Source organism: Massilia luteola (assembly GCF_034420155.1).
In the GTDB taxonomy this organism is placed as follows: Bacteria; Pseudomonadota; Gammaproteobacteria; order Burkholderiales; family Burkholderiaceae_D; genus Telluria; species Telluria luteola.
Genome location: NZ_JAXOFN010000030.1, coordinates 1 through 24,932, shown reverse-complemented (window position 1 = coordinate 24,932; position 24,932 = coordinate 1). Strand labels below are relative to the sequence as shown.

General features: G+C 64.0%; 18 protein-coding genes. 15 read left to right on the top strand and 3 right to left on the bottom strand.

Annotated elements, in window-relative coordinates; genetic code table 11:
• Positions 1–6 precede the first annotated feature (6 nt).
• Positions 7–1,206 (top strand): MFS transporter, encoded by a 1,200-nt coding sequence (locus U9J41_RS23925; protein WP_322404681.1) that lies wholly within the window; start codon positions 7–9, stop codon positions 1,204–1,206.
• A gap of 366 nt (positions 1,207–1,572) precedes the next feature.
• On the opposite strand, the gene U9J41_RS23920 is transcribed toward U9J41_RS23925, so the two are convergent.
• A complete protein-coding gene (locus U9J41_RS23920) occupies positions 1,573–2,244 on the bottom strand; it encodes a TetR family transcriptional regulator (RefSeq protein ID WP_322404648.1) in 672 nt (223 codons plus the stop codon).
• A gap of 128 nt (positions 2,245–2,372) precedes the next feature.
• Between U9J41_RS23920 and U9J41_RS23915 the strand changes: the two genes are divergently transcribed.
• The 5 genes from U9J41_RS23915 to U9J41_RS23895 all read left to right on the top strand — a co-directional run bounded on the left by U9J41_RS23915 (position 2,373) and on the right by U9J41_RS23895 (position 6,990).
• On the top strand, positions 2,373–3,326 hold the full coding sequence (locus U9J41_RS23915) for an SDR family oxidoreductase (protein ID WP_322404647.1): 954 nt from the start codon (positions 2,373–2,375) through the stop codon (positions 3,324–3,326).
• A gap of 50 nt (positions 3,327–3,376) precedes the next feature.
• Entirely contained in the window at positions 3,377–3,817 is a 441-nt protein-coding gene (locus tag U9J41_RS23910) for a DUF2147 domain-containing protein (RefSeq protein ID WP_322404646.1), read from the top strand.
• A 3-nt stretch (positions 3,818–3,820) separates the two neighbouring features.
• Positions 3,821–4,192, top strand: a complete 372-nt coding sequence (locus tag U9J41_RS23905) for a hypothetical protein (RefSeq protein WP_322404645.1) — start codon at positions 3,821–3,823, stop codon at positions 4,190–4,192.
• A 149-nt stretch (positions 4,193–4,341) separates the two neighbouring features.
• Positions 4,342–5,550 carry an efflux RND transporter periplasmic adaptor subunit gene (locus U9J41_RS23900; RefSeq protein WP_322404644.1) on the top strand — a complete coding sequence of 403 codons (1,209 nt, stop codon included), beginning with the start codon at positions 4,342–4,344 and terminating at the stop codon, positions 5,548–5,550.
• A 9-nt stretch (positions 5,551–5,559) separates the two neighbouring features.
• A complete protein-coding gene (locus U9J41_RS23895) occupies positions 5,560–6,990 on the top strand; it encodes an efflux transporter outer membrane subunit (protein WP_322404643.1) in 1,431 nt (476 codons plus the stop codon).
• A gap of 340 nt (positions 6,991–7,330) precedes the next feature.
• Here U9J41_RS23895 and U9J41_RS23890 read toward each other — a convergent pair whose 3' ends face one another.
• Complete coding sequence (locus U9J41_RS23890; RefSeq protein ID WP_322404642.1) at positions 7,331–8,200, bottom strand: sugar phosphate isomerase/epimerase family protein; 870 nt, start codon at positions 8,198–8,200, stop codon at positions 7,331–7,333.
• A gap of 263 nt (positions 8,201–8,463) precedes the next feature.
• On the opposite strand from U9J41_RS23890, the gene U9J41_RS23885 reads away from it, so the two are divergent.
• From U9J41_RS23885 to U9J41_RS23875, 3 genes are all read left to right on the top strand, one after another.
• Entirely contained in the window at positions 8,464–10,578 is a 2,115-nt protein-coding gene (locus U9J41_RS23885) for a beta-glucosidase family protein (RefSeq protein ID WP_322404641.1), read from the top strand.
• Between the two features lie 8 nt (positions 10,579–10,586).
• Positions 10,587–12,878 carry a glycoside hydrolase family 3 N-terminal domain-containing protein gene (locus tag U9J41_RS23880; protein ID WP_322404640.1) on the top strand — a complete coding sequence of 764 codons (2,292 nt, stop codon included), beginning with the start codon at positions 10,587–10,589 and terminating at the stop codon, positions 12,876–12,878.
• Positions 12,879–13,076: 198 nt separating this feature from the next.
• Complete coding sequence (locus U9J41_RS23875) at positions 13,077–15,401, top strand: TonB-dependent receptor (protein ID WP_322404639.1); 2,325 nt, start codon at positions 13,077–13,079, stop codon at positions 15,399–15,401.
• Positions 15,402–15,469: 68 nt separating this feature from the next.
• Here U9J41_RS23875 and U9J41_RS23870 read toward each other — a convergent pair whose 3' ends face one another.
• Positions 15,470–17,134 carry a DUF5597 domain-containing protein gene (locus U9J41_RS23870; RefSeq protein ID WP_322404638.1) on the bottom strand — a complete coding sequence of 555 codons (1,665 nt, stop codon included), beginning with the start codon at positions 17,132–17,134 and terminating at the stop codon, positions 15,470–15,472.
• A gap of 253 nt (positions 17,135–17,387) precedes the next feature.
• On the opposite strand from U9J41_RS23870, the gene U9J41_RS23865 reads away from it, so the two are divergent.
• From U9J41_RS23865 to U9J41_RS23840, 6 genes are all read left to right on the top strand, one after another.
• Positions 17,388–17,726 carry a hypothetical protein gene (locus U9J41_RS23865; protein ID WP_322404637.1) on the top strand — a complete coding sequence of 113 codons (339 nt, stop codon included), beginning with the start codon at positions 17,388–17,390 and terminating at the stop codon, positions 17,724–17,726.
• 134 nt (positions 17,727–17,860) lie between these two features.
• A complete protein-coding gene (locus U9J41_RS23860; RefSeq protein WP_322404636.1) occupies positions 17,861–18,541 on the top strand; it encodes a TetR/AcrR family transcriptional regulator in 681 nt (226 codons plus the stop codon).
• Between the two features lie 175 nt (positions 18,542–18,716).
• Entirely contained in the window at positions 18,717–21,077 is a 2,361-nt protein-coding gene (locus U9J41_RS23855) for a glycoside hydrolase family 3 N-terminal domain-containing protein (RefSeq protein ID WP_322404635.1), read from the top strand.
• A gap of 104 nt (positions 21,078–21,181) precedes the next feature.
• Positions 21,182–22,291 (top strand): helix-turn-helix transcriptional regulator, encoded by a 1,110-nt coding sequence (locus U9J41_RS23850; RefSeq protein ID WP_322404634.1) that lies wholly within the window; start codon positions 21,182–21,184, stop codon positions 22,289–22,291.
• Between the two features lie 20 nt (positions 22,292–22,311).
• On the top strand, positions 22,312–23,985 hold the full coding sequence (locus tag U9J41_RS23845; RefSeq protein WP_322404633.1) for a GH35 family beta-galactosidase: 1,674 nt from the start codon (positions 22,312–22,314) through the stop codon (positions 23,983–23,985).
• Positions 23,986–24,048: 63 nt separating this feature from the next.
• A protein-coding gene (locus U9J41_RS23840; protein WP_425260250.1) for an IS5 family transposase occupies positions 24,049–24,911 on the top strand; the annotation gives its coding sequence in 2 pieces (ribosomal slippage) (positions 24,049–24,418 and positions 24,418–24,911; 864 coding nt in all).
• Positions 24,912–24,932: the final 21 nt, after the last annotated feature.

Here is a 24,932-nt window from a genome sequence, read left to right as displayed (position 1 = left end):
TCCGCGCTGCCGCTCGCCATTCTTGCGCTGGCCTGCGCCGCCTTTGCAATCGGCACGACCGAATTCGTCATCATGGGCATCCTGCCCGACATCGCGCGTGCGCTGTCCGTGTCGATATCGTCGGCCGGGCTGCTTGTCAGCGCTTACGCGCTCGGCGTGGCCGCCGGCGCGCCCGCGCTGGCGCTGCTCACGAGCCGGATGCCGCGCGAACTCGCGCTGCTCCTGCTGATGGGTGTCTTCGTCGTGGGCAATGCGTTGTGCGCGCTGGCACCGGACTACACCGCCCTGATGATCGCGCGCATCCTGACCTCGTTCGCCCACGGCTCGTTCTTCGGCATCGGCTCCGTCGTCGCGGCGTCGCTCGTCGCACCCGACAAACGGGCGGGCGCGATCGCGCTGATGTTCTCGGGCCTGGCGCTCGCCAATGTCCTTGGCGTGCCGCTCGGGACATTCATCGGCCAGGCCTTCGGGTGGCGCGCGACGTTCTGGGGCGTGACCGCCGCAGGCGTCGTCGCGGCCGTGGGTGTCGCGGCGCTCGTGCCCGCGCAAGGGAACGGCGGCGCGCTCAACCTGCGCAACGAAGTCGGCGTTCTGGCCAAGCCGCAGGTCTTGCTGGCGCTGGCGATGACGGTGCTCGGATTCGGCGGCGTATTCGTCGTGTTCACGTACATTGCTCCCATCCTCGAGCAGGCAAGCGGCTACGCGCCGTCGTCGGTCGCGCCGCTGCTGGCCCTGTTCGGCGTCGGCCTGGTGATCGGCAACCACGCGGGCGGCAGGCTGGCGGATCGCGGCGGATTGCGTACGCTGCGAGTCCTCCTCGGTGCGCTCATCCTTGTCATGATCGTGTTCACCAAGACCATGCATGGCCGCGTCGAAGCGGCCGTTACGGTGTTGTTCTGGGGCGTTGCGGCATTCGCCATAGTCCCCGGCCTGCAGATGCAGGTGCTGCGCCATGCGGCAAGCGCGCCCAACCTCGCTGCCACGCTGAACATCGGCGCCTTCAACATCGGCAATGGGTTGGGCGCCTGGCTGGGTGGTGCCGTCCTGTCCCGCGGCGCGCCGCTGGACATGTTGCCGTGGGTGGCGGCCCTGATGACGCTCGCTGCGGTCGGCGTTGCCATGATTGCGATGCGGATCGACGAACGGGATCCCGTCGTGCATGCCGCTAGTGCGGATGCCGATGCGGTGGCGGATTCGACGCGTTGACCGGACTTGCGCGCATTGTGCTTGCAGCGTGAGCGTTCACGTGCCGTTGCGCGCTGCCGAGGCGATCTCGGGACATGGTACCGCTGATGGTACGGTCAGAACCCCAGCCATAAGATCCGAGAATATTCCAATGGTTAGCTCAGTCATTGATGATTGAGTGGGAGTAAGCATCTTTTTTAACCCTTTGATTTTATTGGGTTAATCGAATGCCGTTGACGGACTTTACTGTATCGTCAATGGCATTTTTCATGGTGCCTATCGCCGTTGCGATTCTTTGTATGCGGGACGCCTGATCGACTTGCATTCAGCCCCCCATGTTTTCGGCTCGCCTGAGCAGAGATACCTGCTCAGGCCGGAATTGGTGTGTCACCCGGCGTTGGCCGATGATTCCAAGCCCCGAAGCGCCAGCAGCAGGCCCGTAGCGAGATCAGTTTCGAATTCATAGCGCAACGGTTGCAGTTCCGGTAGCTCCAGCACGCTGCTCAGGGCCACCGCCGGGCTCGCGAGCGGCCACAATCCGATCATCAGTGCCATTGCTAACCGCAGGAACGTCACATATGCGGTGAGCGGCAGCGCCGGCGCCAAGCGATGAAGTTGCTCGGCCACATCCGATATTAATTTCAACGAGCTGAGCTTGAATTCCGTTAGCCTCTCGGTCGAAACGTTGCGCTCGATGATCGAAGGCAAGATGCTGAACAGGTGGCACATCAGCGGGTAGGCCGCGCTTGCGCGGGCGAAGTCACGAGCGATGATTTCCGGCGAGACCCGCGGGGCGGCGGCGAGTCGGGTGCCCAGATCGTCTCTCCAATGCGCCGACTCCTCCTCCAGTAAGGCCAGCAGAAGTGCCTCGCGGTTCTCAAAATATCGATACACGTTCGATTTGGTCATCTGCGCCTGCCGCGCCAATTCGTTCAAGCCCAGCTCTCTCACATCCATGCCTGCATGCAGGGCCGCCTTGGCAGTGTCCAGCAGGTGTCGGCGGCGCTCCTCTTTTTGTTCTGGCCGACGCGCGCGTTGAAATGGATCTGGTGTTGTCATAAAGATCAATCGGTAAAAAGTGATGTGTGGCTCAACTGTTTCGGGCGGGGTATCGCTTGACAAGAGACCAGTGGTCTTTTATATTGAAGACCACTGGTTCCTTATTATACCCTTCAGCGGAGCGCAATATGTCTACCCCACTCATGGTTCGTTCAGAACTTCTTAGCCAGAATTTGACCGGCAAGACTTACGTCGTTACTGGCGCCAATTCTGGCATCGGCCTGGTCACCACCCGGCAACTTGCGAAACAGGGCGCCACAGTCATCATGGGTGTGCGGCGCGTCAACGAGGGGACCCGCGTAGCCGCCGAGATCCGCCACGAAACGGGGGCGGCCAAGCTGATCGTGTACCAGCTGGAACTGGACGACTTGAAGTCGGTGCGCGCTTTCGCGGACGAGGTGAACCGCAACCATCCTGAGCTGCAAGGTCTAGTCAACAATGCCGGCGTGATGAATACGCCGTTCGGCCGCACCAAGGATGGTTTCGAAACCCAATTTGGCGTCAACCACCTTGGGCACTTCCTGCTTACCAACCTGTTGATGGACGCGCTCAAGGCTGGGGCGCCGTCACGCGTGGTTAACCTGTCGAGCTTCTTCCACGAGTTCGCGATGGGCCGTAAAGGTGAGATCCACTTCGATGACCTGAACTATGAGCGCCGCCCGTTCGATACGTGGGAGGCGTACGCGCAGTCGAAGCTGGCCAACCTGCTACACGCGCGCGAGCTGGGCCGCCGCTTGGCCGGCACAGGTGTGATGACCGCCAGTGTCAACCCTGGTTTCGTGCGCACCAACCTGATGAAAATGCCGCTGCCGAAGTGGCTGCAGCGCCTGCTGCTGCTGCCGGTACAACGCCTGATAGGCATGATCGAACCATGGGAAGGCGCCCAGACTACGTTGCACGCATTGCTGGCGCCGGAGGTCGCGCAGCAATCGGGCGCCTACTTCAGCCAGATCGCCCGTTACCAGGACAAGACTTCCCGCGCCGGCGGATGGCCCCTGCGTTCGCCCAACCCAGTGGCGCTCGACGACGATGTCGCCGAACGGCTGTGGAACGCCAGCGTGGCACTGGTGGAATCGAAGTGAGAACCGAGACGAATCCCGCAGCACAGCGCTACTACAACCAGGAGCAACCCATGAAGAAACGTAATCTGATGATCGCATTGACGCTGGCCCTCACCATGACCGGTGGCGCCGCACTAGCGCAGAGTACCCCGGTCGGGGTATGGAAGATGTACGACGATGACACCAAGCGGCCGCTGTCATTGGTGCGCATCAGCGAAACGGCCGGGGTTCAGACCGGCAAGCTTGAAAAACTGCTCGACCCAGCGCGTCAGAACGACAAGTGCACGCTATGCGGCGACGAACGAAAGAACCAGCCGATGCTGGGCATGACGATCATGCGCAATGTGAAGGCCTCAGGTGACGGCACTTGGGGAGGCGGCGACATCCTCGATCCGAACAACGGTAAGGTATACGGCGTGCGGCTCAAGCCGATCGAGGGCGGCAAGGCGCTCGAAGTGCGCGGGTATATCGGGCCGTTCTTCCGCAGCCAGCGTTGGACCAGGGTCGAATGAGCCATGGTCAATCGACGTAGCGCATTCATGTCGGCCGGTGTCACGCGAACGCTGGCGTATCGAGCGTTGCCAGCGATAGTTGCGGTTTATGCTAAAGCGCTACGTACCAATATGCCCCCGCTGAAATCAAAAAGGCAGTGTGACACGGGCACCAAGCAATTCGACGTTGAAAAAGTGGCTGCGGCAATCGAGGCCGATGCAGGCGAAGCACTCCCTGATCTGCGGCAGGTACTGGTTGAAGCGAAGGCCGGACTTGGGCGTGTCACAACGCCGGAGCAGATCATCGTACGTCATGCACGGGAGAAGTCCGGATTCACGCAATCTGCGTTTGCCGAACGCATTGCAACTCCTGTCGCAGCCTTGCGCGCTCGATGAGATTTGCCAACACCCAAGTCGTTGTCGATCGCCGTCGTGAGGACGGGATAAGTCTCGCAAGGCGGTCAGCGGCTCCCGGAATGTGTGTATACTCGGAATTTTTCTGATGTGGTCCCATGCCTGCTGATCAACAAGACAGAACATCGCCCTTGGCCAGCCGCGCCCGGCGCGTGTCTTCCCGCGACGTGGCAGCGGCGCTGCTTTTCCTGGCTGCCGTGCTCGGCGCCAGTCCCGTGTTGGCGCAAGCAACCAAACCGTCACCGCCCGCGGCCGCGCCCGTCAAGCTCGACACCGTCACCGCGCGCCGCGGCGACATCCGGCAAACGGTCGACGCGGCCGGCAAGCTTCAGCTCCACAAATGGGCTGACGCGTACGCCCAGATTGGCGGACAGGTGAAGGAGGTGTCGGTCGCCATCGGTGACACGGTCCAGGCCGACCAGGCCCTGCTCGAAATCACGCCGACCCAACAACCCGCCAAAGTCGAAAGCAATCGTGCCCAGATGGCCCGGCTGCAGGCGGATCTGGCCGACCAGCGCGCGCAACTTGAATTCGCCCAGCTTCAGTTCAAGCGCCAGACCCAGTTGAAAGCGCAAAACGCGACCCGCGAGGAAGCCTTCGAATCGGCGCGGATGAACGCGTCATCGGCAACCGCGCGCGTCGATGCGATCACGGCGCAGATCCACGAACTCGAAGCAACATTGAAAATCGACGAGGAAGCGCGTCAGAAAACGCTGGTAAGGTCGCCGATTTCCGGCACCGTGGTGTCGATGGCGGCTCGCACGGGACAAATGCTCGCTGCCGCGCAACCTGCCGCACCGCTGCTCCGGATTGCCGACCTGTCGGACATGACGGTGGCCGCGCGCGTTGCGGAAAGCGATGTGACGCGCTTGCGGCCCGGCATGGCGGCGAGTTTCACGACCCCTGGCTATCCAGGAAGACACTGGTCGGGAAAGCTGCGCCAAGTCATTCCCATCCCGGCCGACGGCACGGGCGAGCAGGGCAAGCAGGCCTTTTATACTGTCCTGTTCGAGGTCAAGAATCCGGATCACGAACTGATGAGTGGCATGAGTGCGCAGGTGCAGTTCGTCGTCGCGCAGGCGCGCGATACGTTGCTGCTGCCGGCGAACGGCCTCGGTGCGCAGGACGAGGAGGGCCAGTACAACGTCAATGTGCTCGACGCCGGCCAACACGTCGGCGCCCGCAAGGTGAAGGTCGGATTGCGCAATGCGCAGCAGGTGCAGATCCTGTCCGGCCTGGCCGCAGGCGACAAGGTGCTGGTCGGCCCCGTGCCCGATGTGTTTCCGGCGGCGGCCGCACCGGATGCCGGCACGAAGTCCGCTACGGCATCGGGCTCCTGAGGCATGCCGATGACACACCGCGCCTTGACGCTGACCTTGTTGGCTTGCTTCGTGCTGACGGGATGTGCCAGCCATGCACCCATCGCCGAGCCGCCGCCCAAGGTCGACTTGCCTGCCGGTTGGACCGTCGCCGGAGCGCCGGCCGCCGGAGCGCCGAACCACCAGGAGTGGCCTGACAAGAATTGGTGGCAGCGGTTTGGTAGTCCTGAACTGACGCATCTTGTCGATGAAGGCCAGTCCAGCAATCTGGAACTCGCGGGGGCACTGGCACGCGTGAAGCAGGCCGAGGCCGAGGCGCGCATTGCCGGCGTGTCTTTGCTGCCGACTGCAAATTTCTACGGCGACGCCAGCCGCGCCGTGCCGATCGGAAGCGGCAGCGCGAGCACCTCCGCCGGCGGGTCGTTGCAGGTGTCCTACGAAGTCGATTTCTGGGGCAAGAACAAGGCGAGCGTGGCATCCGCCGAAGCGTCGCTCGAGGCGAATCGTTTCGACCGTCAAACCGTCGCATTGACGGTCACCAGCGGCATCGTGTCGACCTATCTGCAGGTGTTGTCGCTGCATGACCGGCTTGCCGTCGCGCGCGAGCACGTTGCGAACGCCGAACATGTGCTGAAGCTGGTTGAGGTACAACAAAGCGCGGGTGCCGCCTCGACGCTCGATCTCGCGCGCCAGCGGTCCGCCGTGGCGCAGCAACAATCGGACATACCGGACTTGATGCAGCAGGAGCGCGAAGCGCAGTCGGCGCTGGCGATCCTGCTCGGTAAAACGCCGCAGACATTCTCCGTCGGCCAGTATGGACTGGACACGATTACCTTGCCCGAGGTGTCCCCGGGCTTGCCGTCCGAGCTCCTGTCGCGCCGGCCCGACATCCGCCGCGCCGAGGCCAACCTGGCTGCCGCCGATGCCAACGTCGCCGTCGCTCGGGCGAACCTGTTCCCCAGCATTAACCTCACCGGGGCGATGGGCGCGCAAAGCAGCGCCTTGCTGTCGCTGCTCAACGCACCGAATCTGCTCGCCAATGTCAGTGCCTCGCTGATGGCGCCGATTTTCGACGGCGGCCGGCTGAAGCGGGAACGCGACCTCGCCATCGCCCGAAAACAGGAACTGGTCCAGGTGTATCGCGCGACCGTGATCGCCGCCCTGTCGGAAGTGGATACGGCGCTGGGCCAGATCCGCAGCCTGGATGAGCAGCGGCGCCTGAAGACAGCCGAACAGGAGCAGGCGCGCCGGGCGTACGACCTGGCGGAAATCCGGTACAAGTCGGGCGCCGAAGATTTGATGACGGTTCTCGATACGCAGCGCGCGTTATCGGACGTGCAGAACGATATGGGGACATTGAAACTGAAGCGCCTGCAGGCGACGGTGTCGTTGTACAAGGCACTCGGCGGTGGTTGGAAGGACGATCAACGCCCAGGCAATCCGCCTGCCGCAAAAACCTGATCGGTGGTGGCAGGGCGCCCGGCCAGGATTGACGTCCTGGTCGATCGCCAGCTCGGCGATCACGCTCCTGAGCCACTGGTTCCCTGACTCCTTGTGGGAGTTCGCATGCCAGAGCAGGTTAACGCCGAATTCGGGAAGCGGCACCGGATGCGGCCGATGTCGCCGTGGCGGTAACATGGCTTTGTGGTGGGCCGCAAAGCCGTTTGGATCGTCGAGCGCCATCTTGGCCTCTGTAAATCTGGCGCCCGGTTCGGGAATTGACTCAATTCAGAGATATCCCTATCGCCGGCGTTGCCGGCGATCTGCTTTGGCAGTTCTCGATTCATCGCGGATGGATGGTTTATCGGGCGTCCGCATCTGCCATGAAGGATTTAAGTCCTGCCGATGACGCGGCGACGGCGCCAAGCTGCGTCAATCCGTCCGGATACTCTTCCTGTTCGATGATGATCCATTCGGTACCGCCCACCTCGCGTACGGCGCGGATCAGCGCCAACCAGTCGGTTCCATCCTGGCCGATGATCGGCTTTCCTGGCGCGCCGTCCGGCACTTTCGCCTTGAAATGGGTGCTGACGGTACGACCCGGGTACCGCCTCACGTAAAAGACCGGGTCCTTGCCGGCGAACGTCGTCCAGCCCACATCCTGTTGCAGGACCACGTCTTTCGGCGTGCTCCTCGCAATCACGTCCCAAGCGGTATCGCCGACAGTACCGGAGAATTCCTGCGCGTGGTTGTGATACCCGATACGCATGTTTTCCGCCTTCAGTTTAGCGGACAGGTCGGTGAGGTCCTTGCCCAATGCCGCGGCCTGCCCGGCGTCCCCGCCGCGCGCGTCCATGGGAACCACGAGAAGATGGCAGCCCAGGGTCTTGTAAAAGGCGGTGGTCGTGACGAAGTATCGTGGCGCCAGTTGGCCGATAATCACGTGGGCGCCCGCGCATTGCAATCCGTTTTTATCGAGAATGGCCTTGAGCCCTGCGGGGTTCGATCGATACGGGCCGAATTGTCCGGCGAATTCCACGCCCTGGAAGCCCAGTTGCGCGATGCGGGCGAGCGTACCGTCGAAATCGCGCCTGAGTTCATCCTTGACGGACCACAGCTGCAACCCGAGACGCGGCGCCGGCCGGGATGGCTCGGCGACGACGTTTCCGCACGCGGTGGCGGCACCCAGCAGGACGAGGAACAAGGAAATGATGGTTCGGCGGGTCTTCATGTCGTCTCCGTATCGATGCCCGCGTTTCGGGCTCGCTGTCATTGTGGATATGTCGGGGCGCCAATGCACCGTCCGAATGGACGATGTCGGTTGGGGAGGGACGGCAGATGATGGTCGCGGGAAAAATCATCGAAAGGACACGTATGCAACCTGAAGCGATCGCGGTCGCTGGACCGGCAAGGGGCGGCTGGCGCAAGAATCGGCTGGTCGCATCCGCCTGCCTGATAGCGTTGTATTCCGCAGGATCGTTCCAGCAACCCGCCATGGCGCAATCCGCGGACGACACCTGGGCCGAATCCATCCTGAAACAAATGACGCTGGACGAAAAGCTCGATCTTGTCCGCGGCAGCAACCCGTTCACCGTGAAGCCCAGGCTGACGCCAGACGTCGCGAAAGGCGCCGGTTACGTCAAGGGCGTTCCGCGGCTCGGCGTGCCGTATCTCGCGGAAAGCGACGCGAGTGTCGGCGTCGCCAACACGATGGGCGCGCTCCGGCCGGGCGACGTCGCCACGGCGCTGCCTTCGACTGTCCTGCTGGCGTCCACCTGGGATCCCGGCCTCGTGGAGCGGGGCAGCGCGATGATCGGATCGGAAGCGAGGGATAAAGGATTCAACGTTCTCCTCGCAGGCGGGGTCAACCTGGCACGCGAACCGAGAAATGGACGCAACTTCGAATATTTCGGCGAAGATCCCCTGCTGGCGGGTACGCTCGCGGGCCACGCGATACGTGGGATCCAGTCGAACCACGTCCTCTCGACGATCAAGCATTTCGTCCTGAACACGCAAGAGACGGGCCGCACGATCCTTACCGCGAACATGGATGAAGGCGCGCTGCGCGAGAGCGATCTGTTGGCGTTCGAGATCGGTATCGAGATCGGCCAGCCGGGTTCCGTCATGTGCGCCTACAACAGGATCAACGGCGCGTTCGGATGCGAAAACGCGTTTCTCCTGAACGATGTCCTGCGCCGCGACTGGGGCTACAAAGGCTTCGTGATGTCCGATTGGGGCGCCGTGCATGGCCCATCGATTCGCCAGGGGCTGGACCAGGAATCGGGCACGAACCCGACCGACGCGGGTTATTTCAGTGCGCAATTGCGCGCGGCACTGGCGGCCGGCACGGTCAGCGGGGCGGACGTGGACCGGTCGGTACTGCGCATCCTGCGGTCGATCCACGCGGTCGGACTGGCCGGCCATCCGCCGGCGCGGCAGCCGATCGATTACGATGCCAACGGCCGCATCGCGCAGGAAGTGGCGGAACGCGGGATCGTCCTGCTCAAGAACGAGCACGACCTGCTGCCCATCGCGGCCACGGTGCGCACCATCCTCGTCGTCGGCGGCCATGCCGACGTCGGCATCCTGGTGGGGGGCGGCGGTTCGTCGCAGGTGAATCCGGTCGGCGGCGCGGCCTTGAAAGTGCCGGCCGTATTCGGCAAGAAACTGTACAGTAACTCGTCGCCGGTCGCCGCCTTGCGCGCCGCTTTGCCGCAGGCCACCGTGTCGTTCGACGACGGCACCGATCCGCGCCGTGCGGCCGAGGCAGCGCGCAAGGCGGATCTCGTGGTCGTGATCGGCGAGCAGTTCACGACCGAGACGATGGACGTGAAAAACCTGAACCTGCCGGACAACCAGGACGCGCTGATCGCGGCCGTCGCCGGCGCCAATCCCGCGACGGTGGTCGTGCTGGTCACTGGCGGTCCGGTCCTCATGCCCTGGCTGGACAAGGCCGGTGCCGTGCTCGAAGCCTGGTATCCGGGACAACGCGGCGGTGACGCGATCGCGCAAATCCTGACCGGCGCAGTCAACCCGTCCGGTCACCTGGCGATGACGTTCCCGGCCAGCGAACGGCAGCTCCCGAATCCCACGATTCCCGGCTACGCGATGGCGGGGGAGACGGTGCAGCGCGATCTCTACGGCCTGCCGAAAGACATGAAACCGTTCGCGGTGACCTATCCGGAAGGTGCAAACGCCGGTTATCGTTGGTACGACAAGACCGGGGCGAAACCGCTGTTCCCGTTCGGCCATGGGCTCAGCTATACGAGGTTCGCCTACAAGGATCTGCGGGTGACGGGCGGCGCCAGGCCGGGCATGTCGTTCGCCATCGCCAACGTGGGCAGGCGCACGGGCGCGGACGTCGCGCAGGCCTATGCGCGCGTGAACGGCGTCCGGCGCCTCGTCGGCTGGAGCCGGGTCGAGCTGAAGCCCGGTGAACGCCGGCGGGTCGTCGTCGACGTCGATCCGCGACTGATGGCGAGCTTCGACGTCGCGGCGCACGACTGGCACGTGGCGGGCGGCACGTACGACATCGAGATCGGCGAAAACGTCGAGCGCCCCGTCCTCAAGGCGAAGATGCGCCTGGACGATCAACGAATCAAGCCCTGAAGACCATCATGGAAAACGCCAAAGACATGTCCCCATCCAGCCCGGCGCGCCGGACCTTCCTCGCGGGCTCCCTGGCCGCCACGACCGTTGCGTTCAGCCTGCCCGGCCTGGCTGCCGCGCGGCCGTCGACGACCGACCCGTTGATCGAGGGCCTGTTGAAACGCATGACGATCGAGGAAAAGGCCGGCCAGCTGACGATGAACGGCGCCCAGGGGATCGGCCGCCTGGTGAATCCGGCCACGGGGCCGGAGCCGGCCCTGCAGGCGACGCTGGACGAGATCGCGAAGGGCCGGCTCACCGGCCTGTTCAACGCCGACGACGTGGCGCTGGGGCGTTCGATGCAGCGGATCGCGGTCGAGAAATCCCGCCTCGGCATCCCGCTCATCTTCGCCGCCGACATCATCCACGGACTCAAGACGGCATTTCCCGTCCCGCTCGGCGAGGCATCCAGCTTCGACGCCGGTTTGTGCGCGCGCACAGCCCGGGCGACGGCCGTCGAAGCGACGGCGTTCGGGGTCCAGTGGACGTTCGCGCCGGCCGTCGACATCGCACGCGACCAGCGCTGGGGCCGCGTCGTCGAAGGCGCGGGCGAAGACCCGTGGCTGGGAAGCCGCCTGGCCGAGGCGCGCGTGCGCGGGTTCCAGGGCAGCGACCTGCGCGCGAACGACTCGCTGCTGGCGTGCCCCAAGCACTTCGCCGGCTACGGCGCCGTGCAGGGCGGCATGGACTACAACACGGCCGACATTCCCGAAACGACGCTGCGCGAAGTGCACCTGCCGCCGTTCAAGGCGGCCTTCGATGCGGGCGCGTTGTCGACGATGGCGAGTTTCAACGACACGGCAGGCGTGCCGTCGACCGGCAATCATCACCTGCTGACCGACATCCTCCGCGGCGAATGGGCGTTTCGCGGGCTCGTCGTGTCCGACTTCAATTCGGAGAAGGAGCTGGTCGACCACGGCTATGCCGCCGACGAAGCGGATGCCGTCCTCAAAGCCATCACGGCCGGCTGCGACATGTCGATCCAGGGTGGGCACTACCTCAAACACATTCCCGCGCTGGTGCGGTCGGGACGATTGAAGATGGCCGTCGTCGACGAGGCGGTGCGGCGCGTGCTGCGCGTGAAGAAGGCGCTGGGCCTGTTCGAGAACCCCTACCGCTCGCTCGATCCGGCGCGCATGGCCACGGACATCCGCCGGCCCGAGACGGTCGCTCTCGCGCGCGAGGCGGGACGCAAGGCGATCGTCCTGTTGAAGAACGACCGCGGCCTGCTGCCGTTGCCGAAATCGGGCAAATCGATCGCGTTGATCGGCCCGTTCGTGACGGACAAGAACAACGCGCTCGGCCCATGGATGGTGTTCCCGGACATGAAGTCGGCCGTCACGCTCGAACAGGGTGTGCGCAACGCGCTGGGTGCGGACGCCACGCTGGCGGTCGTGCCCGGATGCAGTATCGAGCGCCCGGTCGAAGGCGGCATCGACGCCGCCGTGGCCGCCGTGCGCGCGTCGGACATCGCGATTCTCTACGTCGGCGAGGCCACCAATATGTCGGGCGAAGGTGCGTCGCGGGTCGATATCACGATCCCGAAAGCGCAAATCGACCTGATCGACGCCGTCGCGGCCATCGGCAAGCCGATGGTCATTCTCCTGAAGCATGGCAGGGCGCTGGAACTGCCGACGTCCGTGAAGAATGCCCAGGCGATCGCGTGCACCTGGTTCCTGGGTTCGGAGTCCGGCAACGCGATCGCCGACGTGCTGTTCGGCGATTTCGCACCGCAAGGCCGCCTGCCGGTGAGCTTTCCCCGCCGCGCGGGCCAGGAGCCGTTCTACTACAACCACCGTTCGACGGGCCGGCCGAGCATGGTGGAAGGGCCGCCCGTCGGCGCACGCTACCGTGAAGTCTCGACCAGTGCGCTGTATCCGTTCGGCCACGGCCTGGGCTATTCGACGGTGGCCTACGGTCCGACGGAAATCAGCCAGCCCCGCATCCCGATGAACGGCGCGCTGACCGTCAAGGCGCGCGTGACCAATACCGGCACGCGAAGACACCATGAAGTCGCGCAGCTGTACATCCGGATCAAGGTGGCCGAGATCGTCCAGTCCGTGCGGGCGTTGAAGGGTATCCGTCACCTCGACCTGCAGCCCGGGGAGAGCGCCGACGTCGAATTCGTGCTCACCGCGAAAGACCTCGCCTACGTGCATGCGGATACCTCGACGCGGACCGACCCTGGCGTCTTCGAGGTCGTGGTCGCGCCGAACTCGGTGGCCGGCGTGCCGGTGCCGTTCGTCCTGACACGCAGCTGATCCGTTCCCGCGGCGCCACGTCGTTCGCGCGTTCCAGCCCTCCCGGCGTGCTTACCGTCTGAACGGACGATGTCGGTACATCGTAAAGCCAGCAAGATGGTCGTGCAGTTGCCATGGGCGGGCCGGTACGCGAGATGCCGCAATGGACCACACAAGACCACCTGCGTCAGCATAAATCTGGAAATATTTGGAGACGAAATGAAAAGTAACAACGCTGTAATCCGATTGACGATGTGCGCTGCCGCGCTCGCCCTTGCGTTTCCCGCCGTGGCCCAGCAAGCGGCGACCCAGGACAACGGCCAGATTCCCGAAGTCGTGGTGACCGCGTCCAAGCGCAAGGAAAGCATCCAGTCCGTGCCCATGGCGGTCGACGCCGTGAGCGGGGCGTCGATCCAGAAGCTGAACATCCAGAAGTTCGAGGATGTCGAAAAACTGGTGCCGGGCCTGGTGCTCAATCCCGCCGACGGACGCGGCCAGACCGTGGAGCTGCGCGGGATCACGTTCGATCCCGACACGGGCACGAGCCCGGCGGTGCAGATCTACTGGAATGAAACGCCGATCAACGCCTCGCAGGCGTTCCGGGGCCTGTTCGACATCGGCCGCATCGAGGTCCTGCGTGGTCCGCAAGGCACGCTGCGCGGCGTGACCACGCCGGCCGGCTCCATCACGATCGCGAGCGAGCGGCCGGACACGAGCGAAACGAGTGGACGCCTGGTCCAGACCTTCGGTTCGCGCCAGATGCGCAACACCCAGGCAGCCGTCAACGTGCCGCTCGTTCCGAACGTACTGGCCGTCCGCGTCGCCGGACTGAACAGCTATACCGAATCGGGCGTCCGCAACCTCAACAACGGACAGGCGAACAGCGACCGGAATCAGGGCGGCCGGATTTCGGTGTTGTACCAGCCGACCAAGTCGCTTGAATTCCTCCTCGTGCATCAGCAGCTGACGTCCAACGAGGTCAATCCGCCGATGGCGATCGGCCAGCCGTTTCCGGGGCAGCCCGGTCCGGCGCTGAGTTTTTCGGATCGGAAATCCGTCGTCGAAGGGCCCTATCAGTTCTACAACAGGACGAAGCTGACTTCGCTCAGCGCCACCTGGGACGTCGCCGGCCATCGGCTCAGCTATATCGGCGGCTTCCAGCAGACCGCGGAAACCGACGACCGCGACACGGATATCGCCAACGTCATCCCGGGGTGGAGCAATCAGCAGACCGTGCATATCAAGGGATTGCAGCGGACCCACGAATTGCGTTTCGAGTCGACCGGCCAACACTGGTGGAACTACATGGTCGGCGCGTATTACTCGTACGGCGACGGCGGCGCGACGTTCACGCAAAAATTCCCATACTTCTACCCGGGCCCGTTCTTGCCGCCGATGGAAGCGATCCTGACGGGCACGACGGCTCCCGGCACCTTCGGCGAAGGCGCGGCGCTGTTCACCGACCATCGTTTCGCCGTGAGCGCCGTGGACCAGCTGGAGGTCGGGTTGCGCGTACAAAAGAACCGCTCGTACAACCAGCAGTACCTCGACGTGTTCGGCAACCGGGTTCAGTCGCTTCCCGACGATCGTGCACACATGAGCGACAAGGCCTGGACGGGCTCGGCCAGCTACCGGCACAACTTCAGCAAGAACGTGATGGCGTACGCCAGCGCGGGTACCGGTTATCGTCCGGGCGGCGCCACATCGTTCGTCACCACGCCCGGCCTGTCGGCGGACCTGATCAACTACAAGGCCGAAAAATCGAAGTCGTTCGAACTGGGCGTGAAGTCGACCTTGCTGGACCACCGGCTCGTCCTCAATGCGGATATTTTCCAGCAAAATATCAGCAACTACATCGGCCGCGCGAACGTGCTCGGTGTCCGGGCCGGCGCCGTCCCCGGCGAAGCCGCGGGGCCGGGAGCCGGCGGCACCTACCCCGCAGACCTGAGCGGTACGATCAACCTGAACACCAACGGTGACGTGCTGAGCCGAGGGATCGAGGCCACCGCGATCTGGAGCATCCTGCCGAACTGGCGCGCGCAGGCCTCCGCAAGCTATGTGAACGCGCATTACGTCGACGCCGCGCTGTACTGCAACGATGGCAACAACGACGGCATCCCGGATGCCGACCCGAAACACGTCCAGCCGGGCCGGCAGGTCTCCGTATGCCGCAGCAACCGTCCGCTGGCGGATCCGCTGGGCAACGAATCCGGCAAGTTCAGCATGGTCGTCCAGTCGGAATACACGCACGGCATCGGGAACGTCGACGCGTTCGTGCGCGGACTGGTCCGCTATACGCCGGCGCGCTACAACGTGACCACCGGCCAGCACATGGGATCGTTCACGCCGGTCGACCTGTTCGCCGGCGTACGCGACCCGGGCCAGAACTGGGAGCTCAGCATCTGGGCGCAGAACCTGTTCGATCGTGCGAACACGCCATTCCTCATGCCGAGCTTCTCGCCGGCGGGCGAGCAGGGCGGCTACCTGGCCAGCCTGCTGCCGCAGGAACGGAAGATCGGCGTGACCCTGCGCTACGACTTCTGAGCGCCGGGGGCGGCCGGACGAAAAAAAGCCAGGACGTTCGTCCTGGCTTTTTTTTCGTCCGCGCTTACCTAGAACAGATAAGCGCCGAGCTTCACCTTGAGCACGACGGGGCGGTCGGTGAAGTTCAGGCCGTAATCGGTCTGGTCGCCGTTCCACACCCGCGACATCACCCACTTGCCGTTGACGAAACGGCCTTCCTCGACCCGTTCCAGGATCGCCGCACGGTCCTTGACGTCGCTGTTGACGCCGAACGTGAGGCGGGCATTCTGGCCCGTCACGAGGTATTCGTTGGCGCCCAGTTTCGCCAGCACCACGCCCCCGCTCGGCACGTCCGATCCCTTGGGCAGGTCGTCCTTCTTGCGCAGCCAGTACGTCTCGCCCATCTGCCACTGACGATAGCTGACCTTGGCGGACCAGGCCGGGCCGAGGTCGATGTCCTGGCTGGCGTGGTCGTCGGGTTCCGATACCCCGTAGACGTCGGACTCGAAGCTCAGCCGGGCCCATTCGCGGGCCATCGGCGCGAACAGCGCATAGACGCGCGAGAACGGCTTGACTCCTTCCGGTCCCCAGTCTTTTGCGCCCAGCGGGTAATTGCTGTAGCCGGTATAGTCGAAGCCGAACGGATCGAATCCGATGCCGCCCTGGCCAAGGATCGTGAAGATGTAACGCGCGTACACGTCCTTGTTGCCGCTTTCGGCGATGTAGAGCGCGTTGTCGGGGCGCCGGTAATGCCTGACCTGCGCCTCGTAGTTGCGCGACTCCGGCATGTACATGTCCGGCGACAGGAAATCGATGTGCGGCGCCGCGGTCTTGTAGATGTCGATGACGTTCCAGGTCGCGCCGCCGCTGCCGTAGAACAGTCCGGGCACCGACTTCCTCTTCGGATCCGGGTCGCGCGGCGACGCGTTCAGGTAGGTCGGCAATGGATAGATTGCCTTGCCGGCGGCCGCGACCTGTTCGATGTACGACGCGATGGACCACGCGTGGAAGAATTCGTCGGCGTCGGCGCCGAAGACGTCCTGCCACGTGCCCGGCTGCTTGCCCAGGCGGGCCAGCAGGGCTTGCGGGACGGGTTGCCCGAACAGGGCGTTCGCGGCCGGCGAATAATCGCGCACGCTGCCGAACACGCCCGACTCGTTCTCCGGCTGGATCAGGATGACGGTATGGCGCTTGCCGTCGACTTCCTTGAGGTGCTTCATCAGTGCGGAATACGCCTTGACGTCGGCGTCGAGCGTCGTCCTGGCGTGCGGGGACAATGCATTGGACGTGGTGCCGTCCTGCTTGATCAGGCGCGGAAACCGTTTGTTGTCGAGCTTGACCCAGGCCGGCGCATAGTTCGGATTCGTATTCTTCCACGTGGCGAACCACAGAAGACACAAGCGAACATCGTGCTGCCGGGCTTGGCGGATGAGCTCGTCAACCCATCGGAAATCGAATTTCCCTTCGACCGGCTCGATCTGTTCCCAGGCCACGGGCATCGCGAGCGTGTTCGCCTTCAGGTCGTGGATCGCCGGCCAGACCTGCGGCAACACATCGGGATAATTACTCGAGTTATTCGCCTGGCCGCCGAGGATCAGGTAGGGCGCGCCGTCCACCATCAGGGCGAACTTTCCGTTTTTTTGCGCAAGATGCGGCATCTGGTCCGTGTTCGCGTGCACGGCCGGCGTGCACGCAAGAATGGCCGAGGCGACGAAAGCAGTACAGCGCAAGCGCTGCGGGGAAACGACAGTCATGATTGTCCTGGACGTAAGCAGACTGGCAGCACGGAAACCGTGTGCCGTCCATCGATTGGGAAGAGTGCCGGGAGCCGGCTGTTGCCAGTGTAATACAGGCTCGGCCGCCGTCAAAATAAATTTACGGCGCCGTATACTTTAAGCGAATTCCGGCGTATAGTGATTTCACGCTGGTCCACCGCCGACAGATGCCAAACGCGGCGGCGGAATCGGACGATGAACGCTGCCATTATTTTTAGTCTGGGGACACTCCATGAAATTCCGCAACATTTCGCTCGCCGCCTTGCTGTCCGTGACCGCCTGTATCGCCGCCGCGCAAGCGCCTGCGCCGGGACCCGCGTCGCAACAACCGGAGGCGACCTGCGTCAAGCAAAAACTGAGCTCCGAGTCGCTGGTGTCGGACCTGCTCGATGAGCCGGCCGCCAAAGAGGTGCTCTACAAGCACGTGCCGGCGCTGAAAGGCAACGATCAGATGGACCTGGCGCGCGCCATGCCGCTGCGCGCGCTTCAGCCGTATGCCGAGGATACGTTCACCGACAAAATCCTGGACGCCATCGACGCCGACCTGGCAAAACTGCCGATCTGCAAATAACGCAAGATCATCTCCTACGAGCCAGGGCGTTCTCCCTGTGCTTTTACAGGACGCTGCCCGGTGCAGCGTCTTTTTTTTGCTATGATCGCGGCGAATTTTCGATATGTCCGTGCCAACCCTCCGTCTCCCCCGTTATGACAAACATCCTGCAGTCCCCCGATCAACCTGCGCAAGCCAGCGCCGACCGCCCCAAGTTGCGCGGACGCCCGCGCAAGGAACATGCGGGTAATATCGACGCCGACATTCTCAAGGCGGCCATCGCATTGTTCGACGAGGTCGGTTTCGACGGCACGGCCATGGAAGCGGTCGCAGCGCGCGCCGGTATTTCCAAGCGCACGCTGTACATGCGTTATCCGGACAAGAAAGCACTGATCAAGGATGTCATCGGATCCATTGTCGGCAGCGCGCGCAATCCCGATCCGCCGGCATTCGCGGACATGCGCAGCTGTCTCGTGTTCCACGTCGAGAATTTCTTCATGATTTGCAACGATCCTGGCATGCGCGTGCTGATGGCGATGGGCGACAAGCCGACACCGGCGGTGCGGGAACTCGCCTCCATGGGACAGGAAATTACCTACGAGCTGGGTATTCGCCACATTGTCCAGACCATCGTGGAGACGGCGGACAGGGTCGGCATGCGGGTCAGCGACCCCGGTTTCTACGCCGCGTCGCTGCTCGATCTGGCCATGGCGCACTACCAGCGCTATCGGGCATTGGGCGCCACTGTCGACATCGCGACGACCGAAGTCGCCTCGGGGCGTATCGTGAATTTGTTGTTGGCAGGTATGCGGGCCGACTGTACCGCGAACGACTGACGCCCCGACACGACCGACCCGTTACCGGCCGCTGCTATCCACGCATGGATACCAGCGGCCGCTGTCTTTGCGCGCTTAAAAATTGCTGTTGCTCAAATGTCTAAGCCAATTGCAATAATTAAACGGTGGTGTATACTTATTTTTGATTTCAAAAACATCATCAGGAGACAAAGCAATGAAAATGACCCGGCGTACACTGCTGGCCACGACAGGTCTCGTGTTGGCGACGCCGGCATTGCCGGCGCTCGGCGCGTCGCTCCCCATCTACAGGCGCGCCGGCGCGCCGGTCGCCGAGCGGGTGCGCGACCTGCTTGGCCGCATGACGCTCGATGAAAAGGTCGCGCAACTGTGCAGCATGTGGATGACCAAGGCCGGTATCGTGGATCGCGAAACATTTGCCTTTTCTCCGGAAAAGGCGTCGCACGTGATTCCTCACGGCATCGGCCAGATCGCCCGGCCGTCCGACCTGGCAGGGAGCGGCCATTTCCAGACGAAGTCGTTCCGTGAACCGGAAGACGCGGTCGCTTTCGTCAACGCCGTCCAGCGCTATGCCGTCGAACAGACCCGGCTGGGCATTCCGGTCCTGTTCCACGAGGAGACGGCACATGGCCTGGCCGTCAAGGGCGCCACGTCGTTTCCGATCCCGCCCGCATTGGGCAGTACCTGGGACCCGGCATTGGTGGAGCAGTGCTTCGTCGTCGCGGGCCGGCAGGCGCGCCGCCGCGGCGTCACGGTCGGCCTGAGCCCGGTACTGGACCTCGTGCGCGACCCGCGCTGGGGACGCAGCGAGGAGTTCTTTGGCGAGGATCCATTCCACGTGGGCGTGATGGGCGCCGCCGCCGTGCGCGGCCTGCAGGGGCCCGTGCGGCCGATCGGGCCCGACAATGTGTTCTCCACGCTCAAGCATTTTATCCACGGCATGCCGCAGAACGGCCTGAACATCGGGCCATCGGACATGTCCGAGCGCATGATGCGCGAGACCTTCCTGCCGCCATTCAAGGCGGCGGTGGCCGCCAGGGCGGCTGTCGTCATGCCCTCGTATAACGAAGTCGGCGGCGTGCCGTCCCATGCGAATGTCCAGTTGCTGCAGCAGACCGGCCGCGGACTGCTGGGCTTCCAGGGCGCCTACTTCAGCGACTATAGCGGGGTGGCCGAGATCGCGGACCTGCATGGCATGGCGGACGACGCCGACGGCGCCGCAGTCCTGGCGATGCGCGCCGGGGTCGATGCCGATCTGCCCGACGGCTCTACCTACCGGAGACTGCCCAAGCTCGTGAAGGATGGCCGCGTGCCCCAGGCCAGCGTCGATGCCGCGGTGGCGCGCATCCTGTCGATGAAGTTCGAAGCGGGGCTGTTCGAGAACCCCTATGTCGATCCCAGGCGCGCGGCCGACGTCCTGGACGATCCGCAGGCGACCGCGCTGGCACGCACGGCCGCCCGCAAGGCCGTGGTCCTGCTGAAGAACGACGGCGTGCTGCCTCTGGACGGCGCGCGCGGCGTGCGCATCGCCCTGATCGGACCGAACTCGGTGACGCCGATGCTGGGCGGCTATTCGGGCTGGCCCAAGGCGGCGGTCGGGGTGCTGGCGGGCTTGCGCCAGGCCGGCGCCAACGTGACTATCGAACAGTCCGACGGCGTCTGGATCACGCGGCCCGTCGCGCCGGGCGTGCGCCCGGAAGCGCCGGTGATCCACAAGGTGCCGGCAGCCGACAACCAGGCACGCATCGCCGCGGCGGTCGAGGTCGCGCGGCGGTCGGACATCGTGGTCCTGGTCGTCGGCGACAACGAACAGGTGACGCGCGAAGCGGTGTCTCCCATGCAGGCCGGCGACCGTGATTCCCTCGGCCTGTACGGCGACCAGGACGCCCTGGTGGAAGCCATGCTCGGCTGCGGCAAGCCCGTCGTGGCGGTGCTGCTCAACGGCCGCCCGCTGGCGGTCAACCGCCTGGCGGAGAAGGCCAATGCGTTGATCGAGGGCTGGTACCTGGGCGAGCAGGGCGGCAACGCCATCGCCGACGTGTTGTTCGGCAAGGCGAATCCGGGCGGGAAGCTTGCGGTGAGCATCCCCCGTTCGGTGGGCGACCTGCCGGCGTTCTACAACCGCCATCCGTCGGCGGACAAGGTGCCGTATGTCGAAGGCAAGCGCACGCCGCTGTATCCCTTCGGTCACGGACTGAGCTATACGACATTCGATGTGTCGGCGCCGCGCCTGTCGCGCGACCGGATCGGCAAGGGCGACACGTTCGCCGTCGAGGTCGACGTGGCCAATACCGGACAGCGCGACGGCGACGAGGTCGTGCAGGTCTATGTGCGCGACGTGGTCAGCTCGGTTCCGCGCCCCGTGCTGGAACTGAAAGCATTCCGGCGCGTGTCGCTCGCGGCCGGTGGCAGGACGACGGTGCGCTTCGACCTCGGGCCGGATGCGCTGGCGTTCTGGGATGCGACGATGAACTGGGCGGTCGAACCGGGCACGTTCGTGATCAGTGCGGGCAACAGCTCGGCCAGCCTCAAATCGGCGAAGCTGGTCGTCGTTTGAGCGTTCAGAGGCGGTCACCATCCATAACGTTGCCTGGAGCTTTCCTGATCATGGGATCACTCGCTACCCCCTTCGCGCAAGTGCCAGTGGATCGTTCGGGATTGATGAACGAGGCGATCCACGCGATCTACCAATCCGTGCTGGAAGCCGAACCCTGGCGTGCAGGCATGGCCCTGATTTCGGACTACATCGGTTGCACGAGCACGACCATCATCGTCAGGCCCAGCACGGCGACGGATCTCGGCTACCTGGTGAGCCATCCCGGGAACGGCAGGGAGTTCGAGACGGCCTACAAGACCCGGTGGTATCTGTCGGACCCATTCGTCAACCTCCCACCGGAACGCGTCGTGCTCGTTTCCGACGTGATGACGGACCGGGCGTGGCAGGAAAGCGACTATTTCCGCGCGTTCTTCAAGTTCGGCTTGCCGACCGATGCGTACCGCGGCATGGGCGTCGACATCGTCACCCGGGCCGGTACGGTGTGCAGGTTGCGCCTGTTCCGCCATCCGGACCTGCCCCCGTTCGACCAGGATGACAAACGGCGCCTGGCCATCCTCGTGCCGCACATCAAACAGGCGCTGGCCCTCGCCGCGCAAGTGACGCGCAACGAGGCGGAGCGCGAGATCTACGAGGAAGGGCTCGACCGGCTGAACATCGGCGTCGTCGTGCTCGATGAGCAGGCCCAGCTGCTCAGGGCCAATCCCGTCGCCTGCCATATCCTCACGGCCGGCGACGGACTGCGGCTGTCGGGACGCGAACTGGAGGCATGCTCGGCGGCTGAAACGCGCGAACTGCGCCGGCTTCTCGGCGAGACGGCCGCGGACGGCGGCGCGGTCGCGACCATGTCCCTGAGCCGGTCGTCGGGCCGCCGGAAGATGGCGGCCGTGGTGCGCGCCATTCCCATGATCGAGGAGTCGGAGGGCAGGTCCCGCCCGGCCCATGCGGTCTTCCTCCGCGACCCGGACGCGCAGGCCAGGCCGGCGCAGGAAATGGCCCGGCAACTGTTCGACTTCACGCCCGCGGAGGCGAATTTCGCCATCGAACTGGTCAACGGGCTCAGCCTTGACGACGCGGCGGTCAAACTTGGAATCCGGCGCAATACGGCGCGCGCGCACCTGCGGGTCATCTTCATGAAGGCCGGGGTCACCCGGCAGAGCGAGCTCGTCAGGGTATTGTTGAACGCCGTGCTCGGACTCGATGTGCAGCGCTACTGAATAACATCAAAAGGAAAAACATGCTGAAACAATCCGTGCGCGCCATCGCGCTGGCGGCCGTGTGCCTGCACGCGGCGGCCGCCTCCATGCCGAAGCTCGAGCAGCGCGGCAACGTGACCCAACTCATCGTCGACGGCAAGCCTTTCCTCGTGCTCGGGGGCGAGCTCCATAACTCCAGTGCATCGTCCGCCGAGTACATGGCGCCCATCTGGCCTCGCCTCAAGCAGATGAACCTGAATACGGTGGTGAGCACGGTAAGCTGGGACATGATCGAGCCGGAGGAGGGACGGTTCGACTTCAGCTCGCTTGACCGTCAGCTCGAGGGCGCACGCGCCCAGGGCCTGCGCTTGGTGATGATCTGGTTCGGCGCCTACAAGAATGCGCGGTCGACCTATGCGCCGGGCTGGGTCCGGAGCGACACCGGCCGGTTCCCCCGGGTGGCCATGAATCTCACAAAACCCGAGTTCATGAGCTATCAGGGGGCGATGCCGAATCCCGTGCTCTCGCCCTTTTCGACCCGGCTGCAGGACGCCGAGCGGCGCGCGTTCGCAGCGTTTGCGGCACACCTCAAAACCGTCGATCCAGACCACACCGTTATCATGCTGCAGGTCGACAACGAAGTGGGACTGCTGGGCGACAGCAGGGACCGCTCGAAGCTCGCACAGACGGCATGGGATGCCCAGGTGCCGGTGCGACTGATGGCCTATCTCGAACGGCATCGCGCGTCTCTGCGTCCCGAGCTGCGGGCCGTATGGGAGCGCCAGAAGTACCGGAAGAGTGGCACCTGGGAACAGGTGTTCGGCAAGGATGCGCAGGCCGAGGAGATCTTCATGGCGTGGGCCTACGCGACGTACATCGACAGCGTCGCACAGGCCGCGAAGAAGGATTTGCCGCTCCCGATGTACGTCAACGCCTGGCTCGGACCGCAGCCGGGCCAGCCCCAGGCGGGCGACTATCCGAGCGGCGGACCCGTGGCCCGCATGATGGACGTCTGGAAGGCCGCCGCGCCGACGATCAGCATGCTGGCGCCCGACATCTACGTCGACGACGTCAAGGGAACGCTGGCCGATTTCGATCGTGCCGACAACCCTGTCTTCGTGCCCGAGTCGCGCTTCAAGACCGTGAATATCTTCCGCGCGATCGGCAAGCACAAGGCGCTGGGCTGGTCGATCTTCGGTATCGAGGATCTGTTCCCGGGCAAACAGCTGACGCAGGTCTATGATGTTCTCGGTTCGATGTCCGACATTGTCTTGCGTGCGCAGGAGCGTGGCACATTGCATGCCGTGCTCCTCGACAGCGACGATCCCGTAACGGCGAGCCTGGGCGGTTATTCGATGTCGATCCGTGGCATGACCGCGCAGATCAGGAAGATGATGTTCGACGTCGGCATGTCGACGCCGCCGGCCGGCGCATCGACGAGCGAAGCGGGTCACTCGCCGACGAAGAAGGATCCGACCTCGTTCGGATTCGTGATCGCCGGCGGACCGGCGGAGTTCTTCCTCGTCGGCCAGGACTTCATGGTTGACTTCGCACGCGACGGCAAGCTTGCCGAGATCGATTTCGTGGAAGAAGGCCGTTTCAAGGATGGACGATGGATTCCCGGCCGCCGTCTCAACGGCGACGAACGCGTGATGCTGCTCCCCGCACAAGGCGTCGGCGTGATCCGCGTGAAGCTGCTGGACACCGGTCGATGACGCGGTCCGCCTAGGGTCTGTCTGACTGAGGGAACGAAATTTTGTTTGGTTGGTCAGATGGCGATGAGCCGAACTGACCTAACTGAACAGCAATGGCGGCAGCTGGAACCACATTTGCCGCCCAATCCACATCACGGTCATGCTTATGTCGGGCACAGACACGTGATTAATGGGATCGTGTGGCGGTTGAGGACTGGCGCGCCTTGGCGCGACATCCCACCCCGCTACGGTCCTTGGCAGACCTGTTACGACAGGTTTGTGCGTTGGTCGCGCAACGGCACATGGCAACGTCTACTCAAGATCATGCAGGCGGCCGCGGATGCATCCGGCCGCATCGACTGGGACGGAGCTGCGCTTGATGCGACCCACGTGAAAGCTCAGCGAAGTGCCGCTGGGGCTCGAAAGACACTTCCTGCGGCAGAAAAAAGGGGGATGTAATTGACGAGTGGCTGGGGCATTCTCGTGGTGGACTCACCAGCAAGATCCATCTTTGCGTGGATGGAAACGGTCTGCCATTGTCCTTCATCGTCACGGCCGGCCAATGCAGCGACGCGGCGAACATCGGCCCTGTTCTTGACGCCATTTCAGTACCCCGACCAGGGCGAGGCCGGCCACGCAAACGCCCGACATGCTTGCGTGTCGACCGCGCTTACGGTGCCCGGCATTATCGGCGACAGATCCAACAACGGGGCATCCGCTGCGTGTGCCCCGAACGACTTGATGCGCAGAACAGCCGGCTGCGCAAAGGGCGTCGCGGTGGCTCGCCTCCACGATTCGACGCCGAAGCGTACAAGGGCCGCAACGTCGTCGAACGCGCGATCAACCGATTAAAAGACTTCCGCGCCGTCGCAACGCGATACGACAAACGCGGCCATAACTTCTCTACGGCCGTGCTTGTCGCGACAATTATTTTATGGCTCCTCTGAGATCAGTCAGACACGCCCTAG

Coding starts and splice junctions, on each gene's coding strand:
- U9J41_RS23910 (WP_322404646.1), top strand. CDS start 3,377: ATGAAGAAACGTAATCTGATGATCGCATTGACGCTGGCCCTCACCATG.
- U9J41_RS23875 (WP_322404639.1), top strand. CDS start 13,077: ATGAAAAGTAACAACGCTGTAATCCGATTGACGATGTGCGCTGCCGCG.
- U9J41_RS23870 (WP_322404638.1), bottom strand. CDS start 17,134: ATGACTGTCGTTTCCCCGCAGCGCTTGCGCTGTACTGCTTTCGTCGCC.
- U9J41_RS23880 (WP_322404640.1), top strand. CDS start 10,587: ATGGAAAACGCCAAAGACATGTCCCCATCCAGCCCGGCGCGCCGGACC.
- U9J41_RS23895 (WP_322404643.1), top strand. CDS start 5,560: ATGACACACCGCGCCTTGACGCTGACCTTGTTGGCTTGCTTCGTGCTG.
- U9J41_RS23850 (WP_322404634.1), top strand. CDS start 21,182: ATGAACGAGGCGATCCACGCGATCTACCAATCCGTGCTGGAAGCCGAA.
- U9J41_RS23915 (WP_322404647.1), top strand. CDS start 2,373: ATGTCTACCCCACTCATGGTTCGTTCAGAACTTCTTAGCCAGAATTTG.
- U9J41_RS23920 (WP_322404648.1), bottom strand. CDS start 2,244: ATGACAACACCAGATCCATTTCAACGCGCGCGTCGGCCAGAACAAAAA.
- U9J41_RS23855 (WP_322404635.1), top strand. CDS start 18,717: ATGAAAATGACCCGGCGTACACTGCTGGCCACGACAGGTCTCGTGTTG.
- U9J41_RS23845 (WP_322404633.1), top strand. CDS start 22,312: ATGCTGAAACAATCCGTGCGCGCCATCGCGCTGGCGGCCGTGTGCCTG.
- U9J41_RS23885 (WP_322404641.1), top strand. CDS start 8,464: ATGGCGCAATCCGCGGACGACACCTGGGCCGAATCCATCCTGAAACAA.
- U9J41_RS23865 (WP_322404637.1), top strand. CDS start 17,388: ATGAAATTCCGCAACATTTCGCTCGCCGCCTTGCTGTCCGTGACCGCC.
- U9J41_RS23860 (WP_322404636.1), top strand. CDS start 17,861: ATGACAAACATCCTGCAGTCCCCCGATCAACCTGCGCAAGCCAGCGCC.
- U9J41_RS23905 (WP_322404645.1), top strand. CDS start 3,821: ATGGTCAATCGACGTAGCGCATTCATGTCGGCCGGTGTCACGCGAACG.
- U9J41_RS23890 (WP_322404642.1), bottom strand. CDS start 8,200: ATGAAGACCCGCCGAACCATCATTTCCTTGTTCCTCGTCCTGCTGGGT.